The following is a 7,657-nucleotide window of genomic DNA, read 5'->3' as shown; positions in this document are numbered from 1 at the left end:
CAGGAGTTTTTTACGGGGCAACCCCGGACTTTGTTAACGCCACTAGATGAAAAAGTCCAACAATTGCGATCGCTTGGGGTAGAACAACTGGTGCTACTACCCTTTGACAAAGAATTGTCTGCTTTGACCCCCGAAGAATTTGTTGAAAAAATTCTCGTGCAACAACTGCGATGCCAGCAAATTAGTATCGGGGAAGATTTTTGTTTTGGCAAAAAGCGCAGTGGTACTGCCAAGGATTTGCAACTAATCGCCGCTAAACACAATATCCCCGTTACCATCGTACCCTTGCAAACTTATACAGGTGATTTGCCCACCCAAAACAGTTGTGTCAGTACGACTCCGACTCAGGATGCCCGCATTAGCACTTCATTGATCCGCCAAAGCCTTGAACACGGCGATATCAAAAACGCAAATCTTCTACTAGGACGCCCCTACACTCTTATTGGTGATGTCGTTCAAGGTCAACAACTAGGCAGAACAATTGGCTTTCCCACTGCTAACCTGCAATTACCAAAAGAAAAGTTTCTGCCCCGCCAAGGAGTCTATGCTGTCCGCGTTTTCAATCTCAGTGAAACATCAGATATTTCTCCTCCTGAGAGCTTGGGCGTAATGAATATCGGTAATCGCCCCACAGTAAATGGTACTTATTCATCTGCGGAAGTACATTTATTCGATTGGTCTGGTGATTTGTATGGCAAAAAATTGGCTGTGCAGCTAGTTAAATTTTTGCGCCCTGAACAAAAATTTCCTTCTCTAGAAGCCCTGAAAACACAAATTCAACTTGACTGCCTTGTTGCTAAAGAAGTTTTGAGTGGTGGAGCGTAAGCGCAAAGTTAGGAGTTAGCTAGATTCTCTTATATTAACTAAGCATAATGCGATCGCAGATCAATTACGTCCTCGTGAGCCAGTATATTTGCGGTTAAAGATAGAATGCGATCGCCTAGCTTACTGGAGTTGAGCCTAAATTTTCGGGTGGGTTGAGATGAAATGAGAGAGTTGAATTGCCTGAAAGTCTTAGAATGAGAACTATACAGCCTTTAATGTTCATTAGTTTTCTCTGAGTTAGGAGTTTAGGAGTTCTGAGTGGGAACAATGTATTTAGGAAAATTGGGCATTGGGAAAAATTTAGTTCCCATTCTCCACTCCCCACTCCCCATTCCCCGCACCGCATGAGAGAAAAAATTGACGCTCTAACACAAAATCTGGCTCTTACCATCGTTGGCAAAGCTGAGGCAATACGCTTAGTGCTAGTCGCCCTGCTAGGTAATGGTCATGCCCTCCTAGAAGATGTTCCTGGTGTTGGTAAAACCCTGCTCGCTAAATCCTTAGCTCGTTCAGTCGATGGGAAGTTTCAACGGCTACAATGTACTCCCGATTTACTGCCAACTGACATCACTGGCACCAACATTTGGAACCCAAAAAGCGGCGAATTTACTTTTCTTCCTGGGCCAGTCTTTGCCAATGTGTTACTAGCTGACGAAATCAACCGCGCCACACCCCGCACGCAGTCAGCTTTGCTAGAAGTAATGGAAGAACATCAGGTAACAGTCGATGGTGTCTCTCGTGCAGTTCCCCAGCCCTTCTTTGTGATTGCCACCCAAAACCCTATCGAGTATCAAGGTACTTTTCCTCTGCCGGAAGCCCAAATGGATCGGTTTATGTTGTCGCTGAGTTTGGGCTATCCTTCTGAGGCAGAAGAACTCCAAATGCTGCAAAATCTCCAAAATGGTGTAAAGGTTGCTGATTTGCAGCCTTGTATTACCTTGGCAGAAGTACAGGAATTGCGTTACCTCTGCTCTCAAGTAAAAGTGGCAACTTCCTTGCAACAGTACATCCTCGAATTGGTTCGGGCAACACGGCAAGATGAGGAAATCGCCCTTGGCGTTAGCCCGCGTGGCACATTAGCATTACAACGGGCTACCAAATCGCTAGCTTTTCTATTAGGGCGTGATTATGCTATCCCCGATGATGTGAAATTTCTCGTCCCTCACGTTCTTTGCCATCGCCTGATTCCTAGAGGAGGACGAAATGCTAGAACTGTTGTTGAGCGATTATTGCGATCGGTTTCTATTCCTTAAGGTAAAAAAGGTAGACAACAGTTGATTCTAAGTTTTGACCTAATTGCTTTCTTTTGAAAATGCTGCTAACAGAACCTGAAATCCAACAAGTTTTAGACCAAGCTAAAGCTGCTTTTCCCAACTTGATTAACTGGGAATACAATAATGAAAAAAATGAGGAGTATTTCGGCTTTTCTATGTGGGGAGAGTTTGTTCAGAACCCTGAAGTGCTAATGCCGCGAAGTTTTTTTATCACCCTCGATACTTATGAAGATAAATGGCAAGGATGTTTAACTATAGGGCAACACAGCTATCTTTGGTCAAGTGCTGATTTCGGTGATGCCCACTTGCTAGATACGGAACCAAGTGAAACTTTAGAAGAGGCAATTGCACTACTCAAGGCAAAAATCGTAGAACTGTTGACAGCTTTTTGTGCAGTTGTGTAAGGAAGGCAGTTATGAGCAACTTAAGCCGCAGATTATAACTGCCGTTGCTTTATGGAGATTCGTTCGTGCGATCGCACCCAACCTGAGATAATTTGAGAGAGTGCGATGTCTACGACGGGCTTTGCCTACGCAATTCCTGAGTAGAGAAAAAAACTCTCGCTCATTTCAATTAATTATAAATTTATTATACATTTTCCTGTTAGTGTCGTCCGATGTTATTAGAAAATATCAACTTATCTGAACTACCATCAATTTATTTATTAGAAAAAGAAAAGCTGCCAGGATATTTTTATTTGGATGGTCACTAGTGCGCTGAATAGACATTTATATTACTGTTGGGGATGTGAAAGATGCGTTGCTCACCGAAAATACTTATGCAAAATCTGAAACACTGCCAATACTGCGTAAGTTCTATGATTAGCACAAGCGCCACTTTTAAATATTTGGGAATGTGAGGAATGTCAATTTTTGTTAAGCGCAAAACCCGCGATGGCGATCGCCAATTCAAACGCCAATTCTTCGGTTTACTTTTAGTAATTGTAACGTGGAGTTTAGCTATGGGTTGGCTTCTAGCCTTGGCAACTAATGCCCAAAGTGCTACTCCCACTGCCGAAATTGGCACTGTTGACGTAGTGCCTGCACAATACCAACTAGGGCAAGAACTGTATTTAGAAAACTGCTCGACGTGCCACATCGGTTTACCACCAGCCATTTTACCCACCCAAACTTGGAAAAATCTTCTGCAAGACTCGCAGCACTACGGCGCACAACTCAAGCCTTTAGTCGATCCGCCACGCATCTTGGTGTGGAAATACCTTTCGACTTTTTCGCGTGTCCAGCTAGATGACGAAGAAACACCCTATCGCCTTAATAACTCACGTTATTTCAAAGCTTTGCATCCAGGAGTCAAGTTACCACGTCCCGTCCAGATTGGCAGCTGTATCAGCTGTCATCCCAGTGCTAATGACTACAATTTCCGCCGTCTGACAGCAGAGTGGAAGTGAGGAGTTAGAAGTAGAGACGCGATTAATCGCGTCTCTACAGGAGTGAGGAGTTGAAAAATTCATAACTCCTAACTCTATTCCCCCTCTCCCTCTTCTCTGTCCCCATCTGGGAGCATAATGATAGTATGAAGAAAGACTAAATATAAGATAAGAGTTAAAACCAATCGTTTAGAAAACTAATAGACTAGTTTTTCTCCGGTTTTTGAGGTAATTCTCATTTCACACCCATCCACGACTAAGACGGTTGGGTTAAATGTTTATAATCAATGCCGACCCTTTAATCCCATCCCCTTGATTCAGTTCTATAATCTGCCATGCTAAAACTTTTGTTGGGCGACCCCAACGCTCGTAAGCTTAAAAAATACCAACCTTCTGTTACTGAAATTAACCTTTTAGAGGAAGAAATTAAAGTTCTTTCCGATGAGCAGTTAAAAGGTAAAACCGCCGAATTTAAACAACGGCTTGCCAAAGGGGAAACTCTGGATGACCTATTGCCAGAAGCTTACGCGGTTGTCCGGGAAGCAGGACGGCGAGTGTTAGGCTTGCGGCACTTTGATGTCCAACTCCTTGGCGGGATCATTTTGCATATAGGGCAAATTGCCGAAATGAAAACTGGCGAGGGTAAAACATTAGTCGCTACCTTGCCGAGTTATTTAAATGCCCTCACTGGTAAAGGTGTACACGTCATCACCGTCAACGATTACTTGGCTCGTCGGGATGCGGAATGGATGGGACAGGTGCATCGATTTTTGGGGTTGAGTGTGGGGCTAATCCAGGCAAGTATGACTCCCAGCGAACGCCAGAGAAATTACGAGTACGATATCACTTATGTTACCAACAGTGAGATCGGCTTCGACTACCTGCGGGACAACATGGCGACATCAATGGCAGATGTAGTGCAACGCCCGTTCAATTATTGCGTAATTGACGAGGTAGACTCGATTTTAATTGATGAAGCGCGGACACCACTAATTATTTCCGGGCAGGTAGAAAGACCTACAGAAAAGTATTTGCAAGCCGCTGAAATTGCATTCACACTCAAAAAAGACGAGCATTACGATGTAGATGAAAAAGCTCGTAACGTGCTATTGACAGATGAAGGCTTTGCTGAATCCGAAAATCTTTTGGGAGTCACAGATTTATTTGACCCTGAAGATCCTTGGGCACATTTTGTTTTCAATGCGATTAAAGCCAAAGAACTTTTTCTTAAGGACGTAAATTACATCGTTCGTAATGGAGAAGTGGTAATTGTTGATGAATTTACTGGGCGGGTGCTACCCGGACGGCGTTGGAGTGATGGACTACACCAGGCAATTGAAGCCAAAGAACACGAAGAAATTCAGCCAGAAACTCAAACTCTAGCGACAATTACTTATCAAAATATGTTTTTGCTGTATCCAAAACTAAGTGGAATGACCGGAACAGCCAAAACAGAAGAACCAGAGTTTGAAAAAATTTACAAACGGGAAGTCGCGGTAATTCCTACCAATCAAACCAGAAGACGCGAAGACTTGTCGGATATGGTCTTTAAGACAGAAAAAGGCAAGTGGGATGCGATCGCTAAAGAATGTGCCGAAATGCACGAACTTGGCAGACCTGTATTAGTAGGAACCACTAGTGTAGAAAAATCCGAACTTCTCAGCCGACTGCTAAAGCAGCTGGAAATTCCCCACGAATTACTCAACGCCCGACCGGAAAACGTCGAGCGTGAGGCGGAAATCGTCGCCCAAGCCGGACGAAAAGGTGCTGTTACAATTGCTACTAACATGGCTGGTAGAGGTACAGATATCATCCTCGGTGGAAATTCCGAATACATGGCACGTCTGAAACTGCGGGAATACTTCATGCCCCGCATCGTCATGCCAGAAGACGAAGATAGCTTTGGCGTTCAAAGACCAGCCGGATTACCTACAGGACATGGCGGGGGTCAAGGGTTTGTTCCTGGCAAAAAAGTTAAAACTTGGCGGGCTTCACCAGAAATTTTCCCCACGCAATTGACAAAAGAAACAGAAAAACTGCTGAAAGATGCAGTGGAAATTGCGGTGCGTGAGTATGGCGATCGCAGTTTACCGGAATTGGAAGCTGAAGACAAGGTAGCTGTAGCCGCAGAAAAAGCTCCCATCGACGACCCCGTGATTCAGAAATTGCGGGAAGCTTACAATCGCGTTAAGCAGGAATACGAACAATTTACTACCCGCGAACATAATGAGGTAGTGGAAATCGGCGGTTTGCACGTAACTGGTACAGAACGCCATGAATCGCGGCGGATTGATAACCAGTTGCGGGGACGCGCCGGGAGACAAGGCGACCCTGGAACCACGAGATTCTTCCTCAGTTTAGAGGATAACTTATTGCGGATTTTTGGTGGCGATCGCGTTGCTGGGTTAATGAATGCTTTCCAAGTAGAAGAAGATATGCCCATCGAATCTGGGATGCTCACCCGCAGTTTGGAAGGCGCACAGAAAAAAGTTGAAACCTATTACTACGACACTCGGAAGCAGGTGTTTGAGTATGATGAGGTGATGAATAATCAACGTCGTGCTATTTATGCCGAACGCCGTCGGGTACTAGAAGGTCAAGATTTGAAAGAACAGGTGATTAAATACGCTGAAAAAACGATGGATGACATCGTTGACTACTACATCAACATAGACTTGCCCTCGGAAGAATGGGAGTTAGAAAAGTTGGTTGAGAAAGTCAAAGAATTCGTCTATCTGCTAGCGGATTTGCAGCCAAATCAATTAGAGGATATGTCTGTTAGTGAGATTAAAGCTTTCCTCCACGAACAGGTGCGAATTGCTTACGACCTCAATGAAGCGCAGATTGACCAAGTTCAACCCGGATTGATGCGCCAAGCTGAACGCTTTTTTATCTTGCAACGCATTGATACCCTGTGGCGGGAACATTTGCAACAAATGGATGCCTTGCGCGAATCGGTAGGATTACGTGGTTATGGGCAAAAAGATCCGTTGATTGAGTATAAGAGCGAGGGTTACGAATTGTTCTTGGATATGATGGTGAATATCCGCCGAGATGTGGTGTATTCGTTGTTTATGTTCCAGCCGCAGCCGCAGCAGATGGTGCAGGCTTCGTCTGAGATGGTGTAAAGAGTTAGAAAGAATATTTCACGCAGAGACGCAGAGGCGCAGAGAGTGCTTTTGCGTCTTTATTTTATGCTAATAGTGCATACGTTACGTAGGAGAATCAGTTGAGTATTGTTGCTGAGAGGGTGAATCGCTTATTTTTGTTCAAAGAAAAAGCATTTATTGTTCAGTTTGTTCCGTAAAAATCAGCGTTCTTGATTGAGGATGTTGTATAGTCTAGTATCTTGTAAGCTAATCAAAAAGGATGAGGTCGAGCCTATATGCTAGAGTCCTTCCAAATACGTAATTTCAGACTTTTTGATCATCTTGAGGTTAAAAGATTAGGTAATGTTAACCTCATTGTCGGCAGGAATAATGCTGGTAAAAGTACATTTCTCGAAGCAGTAGAACTTTATGCCAGCAACGCCTCACCTATGAATATCCTTGAACTTGTAGATTCAAGGCAAGGGTCTTGGGCTAGTGAGGCACAACCATATTCCCAAAATTTTATTAGTTGATGCGATCGCAACTTTGCTATGTTTACCTGCTAACATTACTAATCAACGCTGTTTTAGTACAAGAGACATCTCCAAAATAGTAACATTCTGTGGTAAAAGAACATCAGAGAGCTTTGTTGACACAGAAACATGAGCGATATACTGAACCACATTGAAGATAATCCTAAACAAACACAGCGTTTAATTGGTCTGGAGTATGAACAGTTACAACAGTTAATCGAAAATGCGTAACGATTACATCACGAAAAACAAGCGACTTTAGAATCAAAAAAAGTTAGAATTATTGCTGGTGCTGGAGGTCGAAAACCAAAACCATCTGTTGCCAAACAAATAATCTTAACCTTCTTACAAAGTTCTGCGCCGGGAGACCCGGACGCACAGACTTTGCGCTTGGTGTATCTCAGACACATGACGACATTTCAACTTCTTGGTATCCAGTTTGGAGTGAGTGAATCGACAGCGAATGACACATTTAATTATTGGTTGCCTAACTTGCGAGAATTGCTTCCATGCAGTTTAATTGAACAAGTAAAAAAGCGGAAAGTTCGT

General features: G+C 43.7%; 7 protein-coding genes. All 7 read left to right on the top strand.

The window, feature by feature from the left end:
• The coding region (locus ACEW80_RS25120) for a bifunctional riboflavin kinase/FAD synthetase (RefSeq protein ID WP_373529202.1) at positions 1 to 825 on the top strand (825 nt) is incomplete at its 5' end.
• A 344-nt stretch (positions 826 to 1,169) separates the two neighbouring features.
• The gene (locus ACEW80_RS25115) at positions 1,170 to 2,078 is read left to right on the top strand and encodes an AAA family ATPase (protein WP_373529201.1); all 909 of its coding nucleotides are present in this window, start codon (positions 1,170 to 1,172) and stop codon (positions 2,076 to 2,078) included.
• Positions 2,079 to 2,137: 59 nt separating this feature from the next.
• Positions 2,138 to 2,503: a hypothetical protein gene (locus tag ACEW80_RS25110; RefSeq protein WP_373529200.1), complete on the top strand. Its 366-nt coding sequence runs from the start codon at positions 2,138 to 2,140 to the stop codon at positions 2,501 to 2,503.
• Positions 2,504 to 2,961: 458 nt separating this feature from the next.
• On the top strand, positions 2,962 to 3,507 hold the full coding sequence (locus ACEW80_RS25105; protein WP_373529199.1) for a cytochrome C: 546 nt from the start codon (positions 2,962 to 2,964) through the stop codon (positions 3,505 to 3,507).
• Between the two features lie 314 nt (positions 3,508 to 3,821).
• A complete protein-coding gene (gene secA / locus ACEW80_RS25100; protein ID WP_373529198.1) occupies positions 3,822 to 6,614 on the top strand; it encodes a preprotein translocase subunit SecA in 2,793 nt (930 codons plus the stop codon).
• 257 nt (positions 6,615 to 6,871) lie between these two features.
• Positions 6,872 to 7,108 carry an AAA family ATPase gene (locus tag ACEW80_RS25095; RefSeq protein ID WP_373529197.1) on the top strand — a complete coding sequence of 79 codons (237 nt, stop codon included), beginning with the start codon at positions 6,872 to 6,874 and terminating at the stop codon, positions 7,106 to 7,108.
• Positions 7,109 to 7,501: 393 nt separating this feature from the next.
• A partial coding sequence (locus ACEW80_RS25090) for a transposase family protein (protein WP_373529203.1) occupies positions 7,502 to 7,657 on the top strand: 156 nt, incomplete at its 3' end.

It is taken from the genome of Nostoc sp. (assembly GCF_041747015.1).
Lineage (GTDB): Bacteria > Cyanobacteriota > Cyanobacteriia > Cyanobacteriales > Nostocaceae > Nostoc.
The sequence above is the reverse complement of the archived record's forward strand: the minus strand, read 5'-3'. Positions and strand labels throughout refer to the sequence as shown.

What these genes read in the sequence shown, in the direction of transcription:
- ACEW80_RS25115 (WP_373529201.1), top strand. Translation starts at nt 1,170, where the DNA reads ATGAGAGAAAAAATTGACGCTCTAACACAAAATCTGGCTCTTACCATC.
- ACEW80_RS25110 (WP_373529200.1), top strand. Translation starts at nt 2,138, where the DNA reads ATGCTGCTAACAGAACCTGAAATCCAACAAGTTTTAGACCAAGCTAAA.
- ACEW80_RS25105 (WP_373529199.1), top strand. Translation starts at nt 2,962, where the DNA reads ATGTCAATTTTTGTTAAGCGCAAAACCCGCGATGGCGATCGCCAATTC.
- secA (WP_373529198.1), top strand. Translation starts at nt 3,822, where the DNA reads ATGCTAAAACTTTTGTTGGGCGACCCCAACGCTCGTAAGCTTAAAAAA.
- ACEW80_RS25095 (WP_373529197.1), top strand. Translation starts at nt 6,872, where the DNA reads ATGCTAGAGTCCTTCCAAATACGTAATTTCAGACTTTTTGATCATCTT.